General features: G+C 35.6%; 14 protein-coding genes. 9 read left to right on the forward strand and 5 right to left on the reverse strand.

Annotated elements, in window-relative coordinates; genetic code table 11:
• Positions 1-228 precede the first annotated feature (228 nt).
• From K5X82_02955 to prfH, 6 genes are all read left to right on the forward strand, one after another.
• A complete protein-coding gene (locus K5X82_02955) occupies positions 229-1,830 on the forward strand; it encodes an AAA family ATPase (GenBank protein ID QZT37867.1) in 1,602 nt (533 codons plus the stop codon).
• A complete protein-coding gene (locus K5X82_02960) occupies positions 1,831-3,036 on the forward strand; it encodes an McrC family protein (protein QZT37868.1) in 1,206 nt (401 codons plus the stop codon).
• A gap of 1,214 nt (positions 3,037-4,250) precedes the next feature.
• A complete protein-coding gene (locus tag K5X82_02965) occupies positions 4,251-4,877 on the forward strand; it encodes a DUF6266 family protein (protein QZT37869.1) in 627 nt (208 codons plus the stop codon).
• A gap of 752 nt (positions 4,878-5,629) precedes the next feature.
• Positions 5,630-6,496, forward strand: coding sequence for a formylglycine-generating enzyme family protein (locus K5X82_02970; GenBank protein ID QZT37870.1), 867 nt, complete (start codon positions 5,630-5,632; stop codon positions 6,494-6,496).
• Between the two features lie 973 nt (positions 6,497-7,469).
• Entirely contained in the window at positions 7,470-7,682 is a 213-nt protein-coding gene (locus K5X82_02975; GenBank protein QZT37871.1) for an RtcB family protein, read from the forward strand.
• Between the two features lie 78 nt (positions 7,683-7,760).
• Positions 7,761-8,459: a peptide chain release factor H gene (gene prfH / locus K5X82_02980; protein ID QZT37872.1), complete on the forward strand. Its 699-nt coding sequence runs from the start codon at positions 7,761-7,763 to the stop codon at positions 8,457-8,459.
• Between the two features lie 1,468 nt (positions 8,460-9,927).
• On the opposite strand, the gene K5X82_02985 is transcribed toward prfH, so the two are convergent.
• From K5X82_02985 to K5X82_03000, 4 genes are all read right to left on the reverse strand, one after another.
• Positions 9,928-10,818, reverse strand: a complete 891-nt coding sequence (locus tag K5X82_02985; GenBank protein QZT37873.1) for a DNA/RNA non-specific endonuclease — start codon at positions 10,816-10,818, stop codon at positions 9,928-9,930.
• 398 nt (positions 10,819-11,216) lie between these two features.
• Positions 11,217-12,623, reverse strand: coding sequence for a sulfatase (locus K5X82_02990; GenBank protein ID QZT37874.1), 1,407 nt, complete (start codon positions 12,621-12,623; stop codon positions 11,217-11,219).
• A 7-nt stretch (positions 12,624-12,630) separates the two neighbouring features.
• Positions 12,631-15,336 (reverse strand): glycoside hydrolase family 78 protein, encoded by a 2,706-nt coding sequence (locus tag K5X82_02995; GenBank protein QZT37875.1) that lies wholly within the window; start codon positions 15,334-15,336, stop codon positions 12,631-12,633.
• 261 nt (positions 15,337-15,597) lie between these two features.
• Entirely contained in the window at positions 15,598-16,485 is an 888-nt protein-coding gene (locus K5X82_03000; protein ID QZT37876.1) for an AraC family transcriptional regulator, read from the reverse strand.
• A gap of 426 nt (positions 16,486-16,911) precedes the next feature.
• On the opposite strand from K5X82_03000, the gene K5X82_03005 reads away from it, so the two are divergent.
• Together K5X82_03005 and K5X82_03010 are read left to right on the forward strand one after the other, a co-directional pair.
• Entirely contained in the window at positions 16,912-18,513 is a 1,602-nt protein-coding gene (locus K5X82_03005) for a sulfatase (protein QZT37877.1), read from the forward strand.
• A 71-nt stretch (positions 18,514-18,584) separates the two neighbouring features.
• The gene (locus K5X82_03010) at positions 18,585-19,091 is read left to right on the forward strand and encodes a glycoside hydrolase family 97 N-terminal domain-containing protein (GenBank protein ID QZT37878.1); all 507 of its coding nucleotides are present in this window, start codon (positions 18,585-18,587) and stop codon (positions 19,089-19,091) included.
• Positions 19,092-19,141: 50 nt separating this feature from the next.
• Here the strand turns inward: K5X82_03010 and K5X82_03015 are convergent, their stop codons facing one another.
• Positions 19,142-20,569: an IS66 family transposase gene (locus K5X82_03015; protein ID QZT37879.1), complete on the reverse strand. Its 1,428-nt coding sequence runs from the start codon at positions 20,567-20,569 to the stop codon at positions 19,142-19,144.
• A 288-nt stretch (positions 20,570-20,857) separates the two neighbouring features.
• Here K5X82_03015 and K5X82_03020 point away from each other — a divergent pair, with 288 nt between their 5' ends.
• Positions 20,858-22,375, forward strand: coding sequence for a glycoside hydrolase family 97 protein (locus K5X82_03020; protein ID QZT37880.1), 1,518 nt, complete (start codon positions 20,858-20,860; stop codon positions 22,373-22,375).
• Positions 22,376-22,818: the final 443 nt, after the last annotated feature.

Genomic DNA, 22,818 nt, shown 5'->3' on the forward strand with positions numbered 1-22,818 from the left:
CATCTCTCCCAACGCCCTTTCCCCAAAAGCACTTCTATTATTAAGTTTAATTTGCAGGTCATTATAAAATAGTCTAATTTTGTTGTTTGAATGGTCGATGTTTATATATGTTTTTAGTAATCCAAATATAATATGAATTATCGACCTTTTAATTATGTCTGAATTTTAGGAACAAGCCCTGTTAGCAATCATAAACAGGGGGATTAGCTAATTGGTAGAAGATTTAGTATGCAAATATTTATAGATTTAATTGAATTGTTTAATTCAATAGATATCATTGAAAATGATGTTACTACTGAAGAGGAACGAGATAATGGTCAACTCGTATTAATAGTTAAATATAAGTTTCAAGGCCGTGAGTATACTACCAATAAACTTTATTATAGAGATGTAAGAAACATAAATGGAGTTAGAAATAGAGATCAATTATTGGAATATTTTAAATCTCCACTATACTGGCTTGATATTGAAAGACATTCATGGCCCAAAGAGAGTGATGAAAGTGATTTAAATAATCTAGTAATTGAGGATATAATTGAAAAATCTGATGATTCGTTTAGAGATATTCTAATATCTCTTGCCAATAATGACAAAACAGGGGCTATTCAGAGAATAACTGAGGAAGGAAGATCTAATCAATACCATCATAATTTAGAGAACAATAATCATTGGCATGATCTAGTACTATTAGTAAAAGCGTTTATTGCTAAGAGAGGTGAAGATGTTGACAAGAAATATTTTTCTCGTTTGGTATTTAAATGGGATGGAGATAAGAACACAGAAAGAGAAAGATCAACCTTGACTGATCAGGCATATCGCTGTAATCGTTCGATTATTACTAAACTTAAAGAGAACCTTAGAGAAGCTTTTATGGAAATTGATAAGAAAAAAAAAGTTTTGGAATCGGTAAAGCTACTTAATGCAAAAAAACAAATAATACTCCAGGGAGCACCAGGAACTGGTAAAACCTATACTACTGCTGAAATTGCTTTAAGGGTTATCGGTAAAACTGATATTGATTTTTCTAATCGAAAAATAGTGATGAATGCCTATCAGGATGCTGTTAATAATGATCAAATTGTCTTTACAACTTTTCATCAATCCTTAGACTATGAGGAATTTATCGAAGGTATTAAACCTAGTAACGAGAATGGTAAAATATCTTATGAAATAGCCTCAGGTATTTTTAAGAGAATGTGTGAAAAAGCGATTCAAAAAGATTCCCATAATCATCCTAAAGACGAGAATAGTATTGATGGCTATAAAGAAGATGATGATGCAGGTAAAAATTATGTACTCATAATCGATGAAATAAACAGAGGTAATATTTCTAAAATATTTGGCGAATTAATCACCCTTTTAGAAGCTGATAAACGGTTGGGGCAAATGAATCAGATTACTTGCCGATTACCTTATTCTGGCAACGAATTTGGAGTTCCCGATAATCTATACATTATTGGGACAATGAATACAACAGATCGCAGCTTGGGGCATGTTGATTATGCGGTTCGCAGGCGTTTTGGTTTTGTTACTTTGGAATCAAATAAGCAGAAAATAGAAGGATATTATTCAAGCAATGAAATTCTAAAAGCCAAAGCGGTTACTTTATTTGATAAAGTTTGGAAACTTGTTGAACAAAACACATCTCCTGAGTTTCAGCCCAAAGATATTATGGTAGGGCACTCTTACTTTATGGCTAAAAATGATGATGAATTGCTATTGAAGCTGGATTACGAAATAAAGCCATTGTTATGTGAATATATAAAAGATGGATTGCTAGTACTTTCCTTGAATGATATCAAAACTGAAATAGACACTTTATCTCTGTAAATGATTGTTTTTAACACAAAAGAGCATCACTCTTTTTCACAGAAAGAAATCGAGCAAATAAAAGGCCTAAAACTTGATTTCTCATACTCTGAGGACCAAGTAAAATTTCTTGGTTTAAATCCCAACATGAATACGTCTTATTTTGTAGGTATTGATTGGTTAGATGTGAATGAGGCAGCAATTCAAGTGAATCCTAAGATTGAGAATTTGGATTTTTTATCCATGTTTATGGACTGTTTAAATGGGCCACATTTAAATAAATATTTGGATAAAATATATTACATCGATGTTGATAATCCGCAAATCGAAACAGATTCTGCACCTCTTGATATAACACCTATGTTGATTGTTCACTTTTTGGGCTCAGTTAGAAATTTAGCAAGAAAAGGATTAAAGAGAGATTATATAAGAGTGGAGGAGAATCTTCAATCAAAAGTAAAGGGTAAAATTAAATTCTCAAATCATTTTAAAAGCAATATCTCAAACGGGCGCTTTGATAATAATTATTGCAATTATCAGGAGTATTCAGTAGACTGTCTCGAAAATCAAATACTAAAAAAAACACTTTTGTTTACAGGTTCTTATATCAACAAATGCAAGCTGAATTACAAAACTCAAACTATATATAATTTCTGTATGTCGGCTTTCGATGGTGTTTCTGATGATATAGATGCCATCATGATCAAACGCATTAGAATCAACCCTGTTTACAAGGAATATGCTGAAGCTTTGAAATTGGCAAAGCTCATTTTAAAAAGATTTGCCTATTCAATATCGGAAACAAACAAACATGCGAAGAAAAAAACGCCACCATTTTGGATTGATATGTCTTTGCTATTCGAATTATATGTATTAGGAAAATTAAAAGAGGCATTTGGTAATCAAATCCAATATCAAGTAAGTGGTAAATATGGATCGGTCGATTTTACAAAAAAGGATGAAAAAATCGTGATAGACACCAAATACAAAATGATATATAATAAAAGCAAGTATGATATCGATAACATTCGACAAATATCAGCCTATGCAAGAGATATAAATATTCGTAAGAAGCTAGATGCGGAATCAGATGAATTGCTGAATTGCTGCATCATCTATCCAAATTTCGATAGGCAAGAGAACTTCATTGATAGACCTCTGTTAGAAGAAAAGATTGGTCAATTTGAGAAGTTTTGGAAAATAGGTATTCAACTCCCAATACATTAGAAGTATTCTCTATCGATAAATAAACTTTGTATTCCTTTAGATATATCAATAATACAATTATAAACAGGGCCATTTCATAAAATTTAAGAGGCAAAGAACTTGTTTATTTTCTCTGGATTATAGACAAGTTCTTCTCTTAATTTATTAAAGTTATCTTCTTTATTTATTTTCATTAAGCCACTACATATAAACAGTGTAACGGCAGATACCTATTTTTGTATTCTATGATTTAGGGACTTAAAATCATCTTCATTTTTTTAATTCACTACTTCTATTTTCAAAGAGGTTTAAGATATCTGAGTAGTGGCTGAGGATGATGTTTGATATTTTACTAAAAGGATCTAAACATGATACTTCAACTTCGTTAAACCACCTTTCAAGTTTCGTAGAGGCAGCTTATTTTACTTCTGTATGAGAGAAGATCATTCTCAATTTATGGGTTAAATTATATACCTTCTGATATTGATGCACTAATTCAACTCTGTCCCAATATACGTTTGCTCATTATTAATTGTTAATATGCTTAAAAAGTAAGTCAGAAGTGCAAAGTAAATGAACTCGTACTGATTATCTCAAAAGCAAATTGAAACTAGTTGGCTGTAGATATTACACATCCAATTTTATTAACTCTTCTCTTCTTTATTAAAAACAGTTATCTCCTATAGGTTTTCTCCGTAGTTTATTGATACTTCAAGGATACTTTGTTGATAGTTCATTCATCAAAATTGTTAAATAGATGAATGAACTATCTGAATACAATTCGCTAACCTTTTTTGAATATAAAACTATTCACAACCAATTTTCTTTCAGGATAAGATATATTTCGATTGACCGTATTGATCGGTTTATCATGGTCTATTTGAATCAAGTATAGAAATAATCTGTAAATATTTACATAGTTTGAGATCTATCCACTACAACCATTTAGCCTATTTTGATTAAAAGAAAATAATTGTTTATATTAGTCGAAAGAAATAGATTCCTTTATAAGAAGGAATCTTATATTCTGAGATTCATCAATGAATCTTATATTCTGAGATTCATCAATGAATCTTGCCCCTGACATTGAAATCGAGCAGTTTTAACGATTGTCTTTCCAACATGCATTCATGAAAAAATGGCTTATAATGAATAAGACTTTAAACGACAAGCCACTATGAATGAAAGCTTTTTAAATAAATAATCATTTGTATAATAATAAAAACAAATTAATCATGGGAAAACAAAAAAGAGGTAATCTGTTAGGAACAGTTGGAAATACTGTTTATTATGAGATGTGGGGAGAGAATTATGTTCGTTCAAAGCCCAAAAGAGGATCCAGACGAAAGAGCACGTTGAAGCAAAAAGTCCAACAGATGAAGATGTCTTTAGTGAGTCCTTTTCTGAAGAAATGGTTAGAAGTGATTCGAATATCATTCAAAACAGAGAATCCTAAAGTATCAGGATATAATGCGGCTCGGTCAGACATGCTATTGCATGCTATTGACGGTGAATACCCTGACTTAAAAATCGATTTTAGTAAAGTCAAGATGAGTATTGATCCAGAAAGTGGTATACAGCATATTGATGCACTTGCTACCACTGAGCAGATACATTTAGATATTACATGGAAGGACTTCTGGCCTAAACATGGTGCCACTCTTTATGTCGTGTGTTATAATGAAGATAAAAATCAACATCATATCTTGGGTCCTCACACTTGCTCCAATCCAGAAAGCATAGATATCTCATGGGATAGTCTAGAAAAAGAGAATAGATCTTATCATTGTTGGGCCATGCTATTTCAACCTTTGGGTACTCATTTCTATGGCAGTCACTATTTTAAGTGTGAGGTAAAATAGATTGTCTTTGAAGAATCTTCAGCTGAGACAAAAGCTAACGGATAAAAATGTCATACATTTGGATTGGATACAGGAGATCGACTTCGGTAAATATGGATCTGATGAGACTAAATGTAACACATATATTTTATTGTAAGTGGCACACAAGGGATGGGAACCCCGAAGGCGCAAAGACACTAAGAGTTGTGGCACACGGGGAAATATATCTGCAGATTACACAGATGAACGCAGATTTTGTTTTTAAATCAATTTGCACTCAAGGTGCTGAATTTTCTATCCCATTGCGAAGCGCTGGGTACAGGTATGGAATTGCTAAATTCGTTTAACGAAGCCTGACTGATGCAGACTACAAGTCCGATTCATATGAGCTTCATAATATTTGTTTACAAATTACCATATCATAAGATCTTCAACCTGAACGGCAAATTGGGTTGGTAGACTCTTTCATTCTACTTGGTTTTTATTAATTTATATTAGACGCACACCTCGTGACGCACCAGTTTATACAATTTTTTGTTGTGATACAAGGTATAAAGGTTGAAGCGTAAGAATGTAAGTTAGATAACAGGGAGTTAGTGGATTTAACACTTTGGGGAATGGGAATATTTTCATAAATTAGATTAGCGTTAATCTTAACCACTTCTTTAGAATAAAATGACTTCCAAAAGATTATTTTATTCAAAGAAAATAACCAAAACTATAGATTTCTCTCCTATCAGATATTGATTTGAGACAACTAAAACTTTTATGAAATGAAAGCATATATTCGAGCAGTTCTTCTACCCCTTTCTTTGGCACTCATAAGTTCATCGTGTGCACTTCTTTCTCGTCAGGATCGCAATTATACCGAGAGAGCAAAACATCTGAACATTAAGATGGTCAAAGTTAAAGGAGATAAATTTATGATGGGATGCCAAGATGACGAGGGGTACAAAGATGAGTTTCCTAGACATGAAATTATATTAGATGATTTCCATATTTCTCGATTTGAAGTCACCTTTGATCAATACGATAAATTTTGTTTGGCTACTGAAAGAGAAAAGGTGTATGACCTTGAATCAAGTAGAAAGAGTCGTCCTGTCGTTTTAGTCAGTTGGTATGATGCCAACGATTTCTGTACATGGCTCTCCTCTATTACAGGAGAAACGTACCGACTTCCCACAGAGGCAGAATGGGAGTATGCTGCCTCTGGAGGTAAAAAGAGCAAAGGAAGAACCTATTCTGGTTCAGAACGTGTAGACGAAGTGGCCTGGGTTTACCATGATAATTACAACCACGAGGATAGTCTAAAGTATATGAAATCCCAGGTAGTTGGATCGAAAAAGTCGAACGAGCTTGGCATATATGATATGAGTGGAAATGTATGGGAGTGGTGTTATGACTCTTATGATAAAGATTTTTATAAAAAGAGTCCATTAAAGAACCCTAAGAAAGAAGGTGCTGGTTCGACTGAGCTACAGGTTAAAATACAAAATACTGCTATTGTGAATGTTACAAGAGGTGGAGGATGGGAAAGCCCATCTATATATAGCAAAGTGACCAATAGAGACTATGACCATACCAATGCAAAGGATTATGACCTTGGTTTTCGCATTGTAAGAGTTTTGAATAAAAAGTAAGCGATGGATAGCTAATAAAGTAGAGTGACATATTCGATGTCACTCTATCTCTAGAAGTCCACTATTTTTGACTTTTTATGAATATATACAAGATCTAATTCAAAGGTATTTTAATATTTTATTTTTCTACAGTATCACAAAGTGATAACGATTTCGTCAGGAATACGTACGTCAATTTTCATTACATTTTCAACAGGGACAGAAACATATTCGGAAAGACCACTATCTCGATTCACACCAATACACACTGTATTGTCACAAATATATTTACGACCTCTACATTTGATTCAGGAAGACGAAATTTATATCCGTAGGTAAAAGGCATGCCTATAAATTGGAATAGACGATGATCTATATGGATCAAGGGGAACGCGGAGATATAGAAAATAGGGATGATATGGTTAAAAATAGAACCACAAGGGTGCAAAGACACTAAAATATATAGTAAAAATTTATACATAGCTTTTTTATGATGAGCATAGTAGAGATCGGTCAATGTATCTATCGTGTTGCATGGGAACGGATATTTATTTCATCTTGATTTAGGATATTGACATATTATATTATACTTTTGCATCACACTTCATCTCATGTTTTACACTTAAAGAGAGGGTATTTATTATGTTAAAGTTTAGATTATATATCCGCAAATAGATCAGAGGGATTAGTTGAGAACTAATCGTACTTCTTGTTTTTGGTCGCTGGAATAAGACATTTATCTTATTCTCAATTTTCATTATTTTTTTATTTGACTGTCGAATAATACAGAAGTGAGAGGTTATGCTTTGACATCTCTGTCATTTTAACGACATTCTCTACGCTTGTGCGACCTACAGATAACATCTGTGGTGTAGCTCTGCTATTTTTCAAACAGTCGGTAATATTTTGACAGATGAGCAAGTACTAAATAAAAAGCAAAGACCTTAAGAAGATAAACTACACAGCGTGTAGGGCGAAAAGTTTGGCTATAAATATGCTGGATCACGGTTATATGGTTTCAGAAAAAGAAAATGCAGAGTCACTCCACTCCGCCTCTTATGGAGCAGATAAGGCTTTCAGTAGAAAACAAGCCAAAGAGATCTTTACCCATAGCGATCTAAAAGAACTCTTTAACCAACAACATGTTACACTTATTGAGGCGAAACAGAAGAGGCACCAATGGCATACAAAATGCGTGAAGAGATGATGAATTCACAACAAGGTTTAATTAACATCGAGGGTGAGTTTTATCCTCAAATTGTAAGAATGAACAAACAGTAGAAAAATGGAAACTATTATATTACAAATAACATCAGGAAGAGGCCCTGCAGAGTGTTGCTGGGTTGTAGCACAAATACTAAAATTTCTTATTGAAGATGCACAAAAGGCAAATTGTCAACACCATATATTGCACAGAGAAAAAGGGGTAGAGAATGGGACGCTACTCTCTGCGACCATTCAGCTAGAAGGAAAAAATGTCGAAAGCTTCTCAAAGCAATGGATTGGAACGATCTTATGGATTGGGCATAGTCAATTTCGAAAAGACCATAAACAAAAGAATTGGTTTGTTGCCATTAACAAAATCAATCTATCCAACAGTTCATTTGTCGTACATGATCACGATATCAGTTATCAGGCCATACGAGCTGGAGGCCCTGGTGGACAGCATGTCAACAAGGTTAGTACGGCAATACGAGCAAAACATCATCCTTCGGGTCTACAAGTGATGGTTTCTGAGAGTCGTTCACAACTCCAAAATAAGAAGCTGGCAAAGCAGAGACTTATTGCATTGATTAAGTTTGAACAGGTAAACAAACAAAAAAGAGCAATTCAAGCCGAGGGGAAAAACCAAGCAGAGATACAGAAAGGTAGTCCTATTAAGACTTTTCATGGAGGTGATTTTAAAGCTCGCCATGTGGAGACCAAATACAAGCAGAAAAGATGTTCACTAAAACAAAGCCTCAGAAAAGAGTTACTCGAATAATTTAATCTCAGGCAAGAGTCTATCTTATATCCATTCAATGCACATTGAACGACCATACGAAACACAAGTAGAGGCGAACGATGAACGAAGTTGGGAATATAAATATGACTATGACAGAAGGTCAAAGGAAAGAAAGGCACTTTAGACTTTCTGTCATCCACATAAAAGATATAGATGGCACAAAAATCAACACACAACACCTTACAATCGACCACTCCACTATCCACTTTAAGCTAACTCCTTACGCATCTACTAATTCAAGTAGGTTTAGACAGAGTTAATTTTACATCGTCAGACAGCTTTCATTTACACGACCTTAATCCAAACAACGATCCCATTCACTTCGAATTTCCCAAATTACCAGGAGTATAACTACCCCATCTATCAGAAAGTATCTCCCCAAGTAAACGACACCTCAACTCTAAATCTACCCGACTTGCATACAGTTCGAAAACGGTTTCAATACGGTTCGAATACGGTGCTTGTTCATAGTTGCGTCATACTTCGTTCATAGTTGGGTCATAGTTCTACCCTTTTTATTGAACGAACTTCAAAAGAACTCTGGAGTATATTCGAAAAATCACCGTATTCGAACCGTTTCCGAACCGTATTAAAACAGGGTTTGATAGTAGTGATCCCTCTGTGAAGAGATGGTAAACTAATGGCCTCCATAAGATAGATATGCTAATTGAAAGGTGCGAAGGATAAGGAGAGAAAGTATTGAAGATATAAATAGGATTAACATCAAAAGACCTATGGTATGCAGGAGATGATCATAAAATATCAGCATACCAAAGATAATAACGATCTAAAGCCTCTATCCCCTGATTAGCATGTGACGATCCCATGCTTTCTTTTGAATATCATTGCAAGTACATTCGAATTACCCTCACCCAAAATGGAAAATCGATGAATGAACTTCGAATGAACATTGACGCAACTTCGAACTATCTCAGGAGACAGTAGCTTGTTTGTCAGGGGCAAATGGTATTGAAGGAGTAAGATCTGATAATGGTATCATAAATAGCTCTTCATTGATCATGACAGAGGTAAACATCGGAAAACAACCAATATACACAGCTAACAATCAACTTATTTCGTTGAATTTCACCGACTCCAAATAGAACTGGATTTGTTCATAGAAATAAAGGTACAAAGAACTTGTTTGTGATACTAAGATAGTAAAGAAGTTCTTTGCACGTTGGTCTATTTAAGCTGTTATAATAGTATTTTAAAATAGAACACATGATTGCGCCATATCTCTTGAAGAGCGTATCGTATGATATCCGAGAGTTTTAACCCGATATCCAGCCACATGTAACACCCCCATCCCTTTAAGATTGGACGCTTTGCACTTTCAACGAATTATTATCACTGAGATCTATTGCATGTTTAATGAATAAGAGCTGCAATGGAGATAAGATCTAGGGGGTCTTATCTTTCCTTCGGAAAAGAGTGTATTTGTTAATTATTTCCATTTATTTACAACCGATTTTTTTGCCCCATCCGTTAGATCGCGATATTCGGCCTTGATCTCCTTTTGTTGGCTATCACTAAGGTTGGTTAAGAATGTTAAACCTGTTAGCTCCTCTATGCGTCCCATACTTGTCAAATAGAGTCTAAAATCTTTCTCTTTCTTAGGAATAATATTGGGAAATAGGAATGTTAAAGTTTCAATTCCAGAATCCGTTTCCTTGATAACGATTTTATATAATGCATCAGGTATGGCAGCCTTTACCTCACTCTCCTGTCCTAGTCTCATGGATGGAGATTGATTAAAAAATACGGGACCACAGACCACCCATACACGTTCATATTTATCAGCCCAATGGTTCACCTCTTCTTCTAGACTTTTCCATATCCCGTTATTCTGCCATTGAAGCTGAGGGACGGCGTTAAGTACGGTGTGGGTATTATATCCCGCTTCCATCGATATTCTATCGGCAGCATCTTTATTACACATATGCCCACGAACAAAACGATAGTCGCCTTTCACCTCCTTGAGCAGTTTTGTTCCAGAAACAGCATAGGTCGCATCATTGGGTGCAATACCTTCTTTATGTAAGTTGTCATCCGTCATCCATTTTGGACGAGTATATTTCTCTATCTCTTTTGTTTTCTTCTTCACCTCGTATGAGACCCATTCAGGAATACCCCATGCAATCCCGTTGTCATCGGAATCAAACGAAGTGGTATAAGCCGCAAACTTAAAGATAATGTCGGTAGGTTCGGTGGTGTATTTGGTATGGTTGTGACCATTATCTAAAACAATAGGCTTGTATCTTTTTCCTACCGGAGACTGGGCCAACACAGATACAGACATCAGTGTAATCAAAAGTAATGTGATTCGTTTTTTCATCGTGATATCAATTAGAGATAAATATTTATTTCTGTTATACGAACGTATGTGATTTTAACCCATTCATATCATACAATGGATGAGCATATTACATTCATTGCAACAATCTCACATCATTTTAGTTCACTGCACCAAAAACACATACAACTAATAATCAAATGGTTGCATAAACCCAAACACCTGTTTCTTGTGGATATCACGGTTATATCAACTTACTTATATTTTACATCTCACCCTATTGACAATCTACAACGCGACAGATAACACAAACCCCACAATACAAAACTTCATGTACTGTGGGGATAGTTAAATTAGAGGCACTTAATCAAATTATTATGAAGATGGAATTAAGGTAAAACATCGATCTGATTTTTATAACGTAATTATGTGTACATCTTTCACCTTGTACCATTTATTGATCGACATTCTACACTTAATTTCCTAATAATTTCTTTATATGCGGGATCTTTTGCATAGTTGATCCGCTGGCTAGGATCCACATCTAGATCATGTAAGAACTCGTAATTTGGATTTTGGTCATAATAGTTAACATAGACATATCTTGAGCTTCTTACCCCATAATATTTCGGTATCTTACGATGATCCATCCGATGCTCTATAAAGAAGCAACTTCGTTTGGAAATAAAATCCTTCTGTTCCACTGCATCCATAAGGCTAATCCCTTGGTTTCGGGTAGGATTTGGAACTCCAGCATAATCCATGATAGTAGCTGCAATATCCAAGTTGAGTGCCATATGATCGACAGTCCTACCCACATCCTTTTTACGCATCCTAGGATCGTAAATTATCATTGGTATACGAAGCGATTCTTCATAATGGCTCCACTTGCCCGCAAAACCTCTCTCGCCCATATAATAGCCGTTATCTGACATGTAAATAATAACTGTATTCTTTGCCAGTCCTTTTCTTTTTAATGCCTTTATCATTTTAGATATCACCTGGTCATAACCCGTGATCATTCTAAAGTATGCTCGCATATTTACCTGATACTTTTCTGGAGTATCCCATCGCCAAAAATATCTCTCTCTATTTATTGATGTCTTTAAGAAATTCGGATGACTATTAATTATTTCTTGGCTTAATAATTTAGGTGTAGGCATCACCACATTTCGATACATATCTTTGGTAGATTCAGGATAAGGATAATGCCCTTCATTACCTGGCTTTCTGTTTGAATCCACTGCATGTACCGCATTAAAACTAACGGACAAACAAAATGGTTGTTCTGCATGCTGTTGATTAATAAATTCGATTGCCTGATCGCCCTTAACCTCGGCACTATGCCTTCTTGTACCATCTTTGGCGTACTCGAAATAGGGAGCATTCTTATCAGTCACTTTATTGTAATCGAACAATGAGTCTATAAGTGTCTGTTGATCTTTAAAACGAATCCCCAATTTACCAACAAAACCTGTTTTATAGCCCGACCTCTTCAACATATATGGGTAGCTGATCTTCATATCCTCTTGCTTTATTGGCTCTTTACCAAAGGTATACCCATGTTTATACTCATAAAGCCCCGTAAGTATCGTAGCTCTACTTGCGGCACAGATCGAAGTGGTCACAAAAGCGTTTGTAAATCGAACACCTTTTTTAGCCAACCTATCAATTGTAGGTGTCTTCACCACAGGATGTCCAGCACACGATAACAGATCATTTCTTTGGTCGTCTGCAAGAATGAATAGGATATTAGGTCGCCTTTTCCCCTTTGCAATAGTTTTAGCTGGAGTAACGCTAGATAGTCCCAACAATAAACAACTTAGAATAATATTACTTTTCAACACCGCTATCTTATTTGATTGTGAACACATATTTCCCTGAAGAGACTTCTAATGTCGTAGTATGCTTATTTCGATCTACGATGGTAATATCTCTACCAATAATCTTCCCTGATTCGTACACTTTCTTATTCATCGCCACAGGTAGGTGGATCTCCGCTTTTGTGTTTACAGGGATCTCAATATCATATTGAAGGTTACCCTTCTTATCTCTTTTCCACGCGACTTCAATGCGACCATAAGGAGAATTAAAATATGTACTTTGACTTTGGATTGAATCAATCAACTGAGGTTTGATTAATATACTCTTAAACGCGGAGGAGTTTTCTTTCTGCAGAATCCCTCCCACGCCACGGTAGAACCATCCGCCACCTGAAGTAAAACAGGCATGAATATTCGACCAAAAGCCGTCCCATTGCTCCCAACAAGTGTTTGCTCCTTGAGCCACCATATATCCCCAACCAGGATAAGTGGTCTGTTTCATCATCAGGTACGTTAGATCAGACCTTCCAATATCGGTTAATAGTTGAAGCATAAAATAGGTACCAAGCATACCTGTATCTAGGTGTCCATTCTTTGCAACTTTAATCTCATGTTCGAGTTTTTCAAGTACTTTTTGGTAATCATCACTCTCAGGCACCTTCATTAATAGAGGAAAAGATAGATACGTTTGTCCTCCATCAGCATAGATGGTATCCTTACTATGGTAGTAACACTCATTGATACGACCTTTCAGCGAGGTGGCCAGATTCTTATATTTCTGCTGATCCTCTTTATATTCGAGTACTTGAGCCGATTTTGACAACATCTCATATAGATACACCATATAACAGTTGTTGAATAATTCACGTTCTTCATTGTTCAGGCGATTCTTTGAGTTCATTCCCCTCCCTGGAGGAAGCCAATCTCCAATAAATCCCCACTTCGTATTTTTACCGTATGGTTTTAATACACCATCAACAAATTTCGAATCTAAGAATGCGACATATCGTTTCATGTGTTGGAACGACTTTCGAAGGAAATCAATATCTCCATAGTACTTGTATAGTTTCCAAGGAAGAATAACTCCCATCGCGCCCCATGCAGGACCACCACCAGCGCCATATGGAGAAGGAGCTGTATGTTTAAAATTACCGTCTTGTTCTTGATTCACCATCCAGTTTCTAGCCCACTTCTTATAGAAGTTATAGGTATTAAAACTGTAGATTCCTGTTTCTATCGCAACTTGGCCATCTGCTCCATATCCTAATCGTTCTCGATGAGGACAGTCTACAAAATAACCACCATTATCCAAACAACGATATGTAAAACGGTTCAATGTATATATTGCATTTAAATCACTATCAGAACTAGTAAATCCACCGACGGTCTCCAAATCAGACTCAATCATTATCCCTTCAAAATCTTCAGGCTTTGGCTTATAATTAACCCCTTGTACGATTACATATCTAAACGCATGGTAGTTAAATTTGGGACAGAATACTCCCTCTTTACGATCTGAAGGAATATACGCATCCCACTGTCTAATGATTCGTGTTCCGAAGTTCCATTCATATTTTGAAATCTGCTCTGGAGTTTGGTCACAAAAATCGGAATATATAAAATTAATTGTATCATGAGCAAAGCGATTTTGCACTCTCATCTTCATCCATCCCGTAAAATTTTTACCAAAATCGATAAGCCACTCCCCTTTGTTCAATGCCGTAATCTCTTTTACTTTAATTCTCTCACTCAAGATATTTACAGGACAGATTTGGGCTGAAGTGGTAGCTGGACATGAGTCTACAACAGAGACGTCAGTCCATCGAAAAGCCGCTCTATTCTCAGTCCATTGTTTCATAGATATACGGTCATCAAAGAGCTCTCCCCCCATTCGATTCCATCTCCATCGACCAACACGTTGTAGGTTACTCTCGGCACTCTTCCAATGAGTGTCACTAACAACCAACTGTTCATTATTGGAGTAACTTAAATGGGCTTGTAGTCGAAAGACAGCAGAGGGTTGGTCTACACCAGGTAACCCTTTTGAGTACCACCCCTTACCTGTCCATATTCCAATTCTATTCTTTCCTTTCTTTAGATATTTACGTATATCATAAGTCAAATAATAGTTTTCATAACGATAATCACTCACTGCAGGGGACAAAATATCTTTACCAACCTTTTGTCCATTGACATACAGTTCAAAGAATCCTTGGCAGTTCACATAGCAGTAGGCAGACTTAAGAGTTGAAGAGATTTCAAACTCATTCAAGTAGAGAGGAGAGTAAATAGGCTTTGTTGTCGTAATCCACTTTGCCTTCCACTCCTTTTCATTCATCAATCCGGTGTGAAAATGAGAATATGTACTCCATGCACTCTCGACACCATGATTATCCCAAACTTTAACTTTCCACTTACAATCTTGATTTGAACTTAATCTTTTCCCATCATATTTAACAAGTATATTATTATCGGATTTCACTCGGTTACTATCCCACAATAGATCTCCACAATCCGAGAGGACTACTATCTGATAACTCTGCTGACTCTTATTGCGATGCTTAGACTTCAGTTTCCACGAAAAGATAGGGTTTGTAGTACCCATGCCCAATGGCGAGTACTGTCCATTCGTTTTTGCATCATATATCTTAAGCCCTTTAGCAAAGCATGTCGAAAATGACAACAATGGAATCAGCAAGAAAAAGAGAGTATATCTCTTTATTATACCTACATTCATATATCGTACCTTTAGTTAGTTTCACATTTGCAAAAATCATATCCTCGAATCTATCACAAACAAACATATCAATAAACGATACTTTACTCATTCATTTAAACACACACGCCCACCTGCATAAGCAGAAACAATTTCGTTTCATTTGTTTACAATTATCAAATATCGAGGATCATGATTTAACATTTCGATAGTGCAAATATGCCCCATTCTCACGTCTATATAAATAGATAAAATGATCATTCTTTTGCACAAAATGATATATCACAAACCTATTGTTGCTTTCAACGTTATTCCTTTGCGATAGTCCGATGGGGATTGCCCCACATATTTGCGAAAAGCTCTAGAGAAGTAGTAAGAAGATTCGAATCCAGACCTATATGCGACCTCTTTAATAGGGAAGATGGCATTGGCAAGAAGATTTTTGGCTCTTTGAATCTTTAATTGCAACAGATATTGTCGCGGAGAGACCCCTGTATACTTCTTAAACTCAATTCTAAAAAGAGAATAACCAACATGTAAATCCTTCGCTAAGTCTTCCATACGAAAATCATCTGTCAAATGTGTCCGCATATAGATACGAGATTGGTTGATCACTTTTTCAATCTCTGTATTGCCATAGTTTTTGTTTAGTAGTATATGTTTTAATAGGCCAAGTAGATAAATAATTTGCCCTCCCACAGCATACTGATATCCGACTTTCTCTTCTATAGACAGTTGAATTATAGTTTTAAATGCGCCATATATATCGTCATTAAATCCGATATATAATACAGGATTCTTCGAATCAAAAAAAGAGATTATGCGATCGGCAATATCTCCATTAAATCCCACATAATACTCTGTCCATCCTCTACTCTTTTCTGGTCGATATCGATGCCATTCATAAGGAAAGACCAAAATAACATCTCCCTCATTTACACGAAAGGTGGTGTGGGGAGTTTCATAAACACCTGCTCCTTTGGTTATATACAGCAATTGATATTCATTCAAAACTCGTCCCTGCTCCCATCCAAAACTATAATCATCAGGATGACCTATTGGAGGGTATAGTTCATCGCTTTTAATCACAGCATATCCCGAGACATTAGCATAGATACCCCATGCTATATCTTTATCATTCTGGGTTAAATACTTAAATGTTTGGTCCATCAATTAGCTATAAATTTAAAATATGGTAATACTCCAATAAGGTCAAACTCTCTTGAAACGACCTCTGAGAAACGTCTAATATGAGTATTTAATCCCAAAGATGAAAATCTTAATTTTAATATTAAAGATCAAAGATCGATCGACCTATAGAGGTCACACATATGACAATATCACATAACTCCTCCATAATCTTCTATTAAATAGAACAATACTCTTGGACTCTATCTAACAAATGAGACAATTTTAGACTAAGCAGATGGCATTATAGATGTTTAATTACATTTCATGGACAATTAAGGACATACTAATTAGCCCAAATACACAACTTTATATAACGGACATCTGATATTCATTCCTATTTTGATGTTACTTCTGAAACGTACAACTAAAATTGCATAAAACTGAAACATACAAAATATAAAATCTATGAGAAAAATAACCATTTTATTATTAAGCTGTATGCTACCACAGAGCATTCTATATGCTAAAAAAAAGAGTAAGCGTCCCAACATAATATTCATCATGTCGGACGACCATACTTCTCAAGCGATTGGAGCATATAATAGTCGTTTGGCACCTCTAAACCCGACCCCTACTATTGATCGAATTGGGAATGAAGGTGTTATTTTCGAAAATGCTTTTTGCACCAATTCAATATGTACCCCTTCAAGGGCATGTATTATGACAGGGCAATATAGTCAAACCAATGGTGTCCTCGACCTATCTCAACCTCTCGCTCCTGAAAAACTTTACCTTGCAACGGAGATGAAAACATTAGGATATCAAACAGCTATCGTAGGTAAATGGCACCTACACAAAAGACCTGAGACTTTCGATTATTACAATGTGTTTTACGGGCAAGGGAAGTACTATGACCCTATTCTTGTGGAGAAAGGAATGACATCAATGGTTCCAAGAAAAGCAGCAGGGGCACATAAGGAAAAAGGCAAAGAGGTTCCGGGTAAACGATATAAAGGGCACTCTTCGGATGTAGTAACTGATATTACATTAGATTGGTTGAAGAATAAAAGAGATAAGAGCAAACCTTTTTTCTTAATGCACCACTTCAAGGCTCCTCATGATATGTTTGTTTTTAATCGGAAGTATGAAAACTACCTGGAGGACACCTATATTCCAGAACCGGCCAGTATGTATTATGATGGCAATCATGGCTCCATTGCAACACGAGGGTTGAACGATCAGATGAAAGACTCTATTGGTTCGAGTGTCGGCAAACGTAACTCCATCCGTAATATGGGTAAGCATATGAAAATTGATCCCAACCTAAGTGATATGGAGTACAAACATGCTGCCTATCAGGAGTATCTCAAAAGATATTTGCGCTGTGTCAAAGGAGTAGATGATAATGTAAAGCGCCTCTTTGACTATCTAGAACAAAATAACCTGATGGATAACACTATCATCATATACACTGGAGATCAGGGATTTTGGCTAGGAGAACATGATTATATAGATAAACGATGGATGTATGAAGAGTCAATGCGTATGCCTTTCTTGGTCCGATATCCAAAGACAATCAGAGCTGGTTCACGTAGCGATGCTATCATTAACAATACGGACTTTGCTCCTACCATTATAGAACTTGCAGGCGGAAAGAAACCGAAACAGATGCAAGGAGAGAGTTTTGCAGAGATTATCACTAAAGGGAAAGAGCCTAAAAACTGGAAACAAGAAACTTACTATCGTTATTGGGCTCATATGATGCACCATCAGAACCCAGGACATTTTGGCATCAGAACCAAAGAATACAAACTCATTTTCTTCTATGGGCTACATTTCAAAGACGCAGCAATGAAGTCTAAAAGGGTCTGGCAAACGACACCTGGATGGGAACTTTATGATCTTAAAAAAGACCCTCAAGAGATGAATAACTGTTACAATGATCCTCGATATTCGAAGGTAGTAAAAGATCTAAAATCGCGATTACACCAACTAAGAGTTGATTTAAATGAAACAGATGAAAACTACCCTAAGATAGATAAGATAATAGAAGAAAACTGGAACTAAGGTAGCTTGAAACCATTATAGAGAAGTTAATATTTTAAGCAATGTATTTTTAGGATACTAAAAAGAGTAAAATGGATAGACAGCTATTTAAAACAAAACGATTCTTTAATGTAATGATATTTATTGTATTGGGATATACACTCTTCTTAACATCTTGCCAACATGATAGTATCGCATTAATCTCCCCAAATGGAAAAAATAAAATAAGCTTTAATATAACTAAAGAGGGAGCTATTTATTACCGGGTATACCATAATAATGTAGGATTTATTGAAGCATCAAAATTAGGGTTCAAGTTCAAATGCATGGATCTGAAAGATAATTTTGTGATCAACAGTATCGATTCACTTCATGAAAATCATCAATGGAAGACTGTATGGGGTCAACAAGAGATTATTCAAAATAAATACAATATGCTTAAAGTGGAATTAATCCACAAACAGAGCAATATTAAGCTTGATATGATTTTCAGGGCATATAATGATGGGGTTGCTTTTAAATATGTGATTCCTACTCAGGCTAATATAAAGGATTTTATAATTACAGATGGTAACTACTCAGGTAGTATTATAGTTTAGCCTCTATTAGATTTTAAATAGAGCTTCAAGAAGATAACTTTCAAAATTATCTATTCCCAGCTTAAGTTAACATTATTGCATGATAGCCAATATGCGATCATGTTCAGAACACTCTTTCCTTGTTTCTTTAATGTGTCGGTTATAGATCGCAACATGGCATACCTCTGCGCCCCTTCTTCTGTGCGATATCCCTTAGACACATTCTGTTTTACCTTGATGTTACGCATTGCTCTTTCCGAAGCATTATTATCAAACGGTACTTCATAATGATTTAAGAAAGTAAACACACTATCGATTTTCTTTATTAATCGTTGTCGTAATGTTCTGATTTCATCGAGCTGATCGTCATTTATGTCGATATTCAGAAGTTCTAATAATTTGGTCTTAAATGATGCTTCCTTATCTAGTGGGAAATCTTTTTCTTCAGCTTCCCGTTTTAATTTCATGGCTTCTGAAAAGAGATCTAATATATCTTGTGCCCATCTATTATTGGTCTGTTGCTTTATGTAGATTAATTCGCGTTGTAAATGAGCTAGACATAGTTGATAATGTTTGGCAGGGGTCTTTAGTTGAGAAGCATAGCAGTCACTTACTAAAGTAGCATTAGTAAATCCATCTTTGAAATTTTCTTCCACAACTTTATACCCTCTAGATCTATGTGCTGTGATAAAAGTTAGTTCATAATTTTGCCAAACCCACATCCATCCTTTACTGCCATCTATTTTACAACCTGTTTCATCAGATCCAACTATATTGGCATCTTCAATAGATTGACGTAGAGATTCATATAGGGGAGTGAATACCTTTTCTGCATGTTTTAAAATATTGTCAATAGTTCCATCTCCTATTTTATAGGAAGTCAGCTCTTCTACTAGCGAACTAATCCGATTTAAAGGGATATAGTGCTCTATATGCAGACTAAGAATTAGCGAACGTATGTTGGGACCATATTGAACTGGTGCATTAACATTGGATGGCATAGCTCCTTTATGGATTTGTCCACAACTGCATCTATTCTCATAAAGACGATGCTCAATACATATAGGTTCAATAACAGGGGGGATATCAAAAACTTGACGCTTGCATAGCAACCTAGCATCCTCAGGATTCAGTCTATTTCCACAACTACACTTAGCTAAAGGATGATGAGATTCGATATCGGTCGGTGTGGCATCTTGAAATAAAGTCATGCCTTTATGACCAAGTTGACCTCCTGATTTTTTATTAGATTTCTTGCGAAGAGATTGGTTCTTCTTTACTGTTGATAAATCTCTAGATGGAGGAAAACTGCTATTACCACTATTTTTCTTGCTACGTGATAGTTGATCTTCAAGAGTCTTAATCTTAGCATGAAGCATCGCATTTTCTTCTGACAAAGCTCTTACCTCCGACATAACAATGTCTAATTTTGCCAGTAAAGATTGTACTTGCTCTTTTAATGCCTTGTTTTCTTTTTCTAAACGATCAACTTTATTCATGCCTGCAAAGATCTATTCTTATGGTCAAAATAGAAAAGATAACAACTAAAAGTAATCAACAAATACATTGTTATTTATCAACATTGTACACCAAATCAACGTGTTTGAAGTTTTTGTCGGTTAAAACCTATCTGAAGAACCTGAGTAGTTACTACAGATGAGTTAACCGAGTTTAATTTTATTAATAATTGTGATTCATGGTGGTGTTTTGCAGATTACGATAATTATGAAAAAAAGTACTACCAATCTCCTATCCATCAAATAGGGGATACCACACAATTTGCTCGGATGAAAAACAAAGAAGAGTTGCCATTTATGTGTGCCACTCCTGCAACATTTAAGGTTCATGATAATTTAATGGTAAGTATTCATGAAGCAAATCTTGTTGACTATGCTGATATGAGTTTGAAAAACACTCGCCTAGACGATGTATTAAAAGCCCACCTAACACCATGGAAAAATGGAGATCTAGTTAGAACATCAACACCTTTTACATCTCCATGGAGAACTATCCAAATAGGCGAGAATGCCGGAGATCTTGTCGAATCCTCTCTGATATTAAATTTGAATCCTCCTTGTGAAATTAAAGAGACTAATTGGATCAAACCATTTAAATATATCGGTATTTGGTGGGAAATGCATATTGGAAATTCAGCTTGGGCAGAAAAAAATCAGCATGGAAAACCCATAAAGAAACCACATGGAGCTACCACTGAAAATTCGAAAAGATATATTGATTTTGCGGCAGAACATCAATTTCCAGAAGTTCTTATTGAAGGATGGGATAAAGGGTGGGATGATATGTCTGGTACATGGACGGGATATGGTATTTTTGATTGGAAGACATCTGCAGGAGACTTCAATATTGGAGAGGTGTGCCAATATGCGAAGGAGAAAGGAGTTCGCATGATGATGTACCACGAAACCATTTCTGATATTGACCACTATGAACCTGCAATGGATAGTCTCTATCAGATGTGCCATAACCTTGGTATTAAAAGTGTTAAAGTAGGATATACTGGAGATGTCAATTGGAATAAAAAAAGAAATTCATACGAACAACATCACCATGGGCAATATATGGTTCGTCACTATCGAAAGATGATTCAAACTGCGGCAAGACACAAACTAATGATCATTCATCATGAACCCATAAAATACACTGGGGAACAAAGAACCTATCCAAACATTATGGCGAGAGAGGGAGCTCGTGGTCAAGAGTACAATGCATGGAGCAAAGGGAATAGCCCTGAACATGGAACAGTATTACCATTTACTAGAATTCTCTCAGGACCGATTGATTATACCCCAGGTATCTTTAAGATGACATATCCTAAAAGAGATTCTAATAAACGAAGAGTTAGATCCACTCTATGTAAACAATTAGCCTATTACCTCACAATGTATAGTCCAGTTCAGATGGCTGCTGACTTACCCGATAACTATATAGGAAATAGAGCATTTGATTTCATAAAGTCCGTTCCAACTAATTGGGCTGAAACCAAAGTACTAAATGCAAAGATTGGAGATTACTACACCGTTGTTCGTCGTGAGAGAGACACTGAAAATTGGTACCTAGGAAGCATTACTGACGAAAATCCTCGTTCTTTCTCAATTGATCTATCATTTCTTAAGAATGGTATTGAATATAATGCAAAGGTATATTCTGATACTCCAAAGACCCATTGGAGAGATAACCCATCCACTTTCATAATTAAAGAGGTGAAGGTAAACAACAATGGAAGTTTAGAACTATTTCTTGCAGCAGGGGGAGGTCAAGTCATCGAATTTAAAGCAATCCTTTAGTCGAATTCGGAAATAAACAGATACAACAAATACACATATAGAGGAGAACATCCATCTGTTAATAGAGATCAATTTGGTATAAATACAACTATTGGTGATGTTGGATCCATATACAGGGCCGTTCATAAAATTCAGGTGGCAAAGAACTTGTTTATTTTCTCTGGACTATAGACAAGTTCTTTTCTTCATTTATTTTCATTAACCCACTGCATATAAATAGCATAATGTAAACATCAATTTCTGTATTCCATGTTTTAGGGACTAAATTGGAAATTGGTTCATCCATGAATTGCGTATATGGACAAAAACACTGGAAACATATTCTATAAGAAAAATAAGTTCACATCTTAAATCTATAGATTATGAATACCAGTAGTATATTTTATTGTTTAGGCTTACGAGACCAGAAATTATTATCGTCTTCTTATATTGGAGATACTGTT

The sequence above is a fragment of the Prolixibacteraceae bacterium genome, from assembly GCA_019856515.1.
GTDB lineage: Bacteria > Bacteroidota > Bacteroidia > Bacteroidales > Prolixibacteraceae > Halosquirtibacter > Halosquirtibacter xylanolyticus.